General features: G+C 71.0%; 1 protein-coding gene. It reads left to right on the forward strand.

What is annotated here, in order from left to right; all coding sequences use genetic code 11:
- Positions 1–210: LLM class flavin-dependent oxidoreductase (locus tag UK12_RS36140; RefSeq protein ID WP_045307472.1), on the forward strand; the 210-nt coding region annotated here is incomplete at both ends.

Below are 210 nucleotides of genomic sequence, written 5' to 3' on the forward strand. Positions count from 1 at the left end.
ATGCTCGGGCGCGGCAACACCGGCCCGGTCTACCCGTGGTTCGGCCAGGACATCCGCCAGGGCATCCCGCTCGCCATCGAGAACTACGCGCTGCTGAACCAGCTCTGGCGCCAGGAGACGGTCGACTGGAAGGGCCGCTTCCGCACCCCGCTGCAGGGCTTCACCTCCACCCCGCGCCCGCTGGACGACGTCCCGCCGTTCGTCTGGCAC

Origin of the sequence: Saccharothrix sp. ST-888, assembly GCF_000955975.1 — a bacterium.
Taxonomy (GTDB): Bacteria; Actinomycetota; Actinomycetes; order Streptomycetales; family Streptomycetaceae; genus Kitasatospora.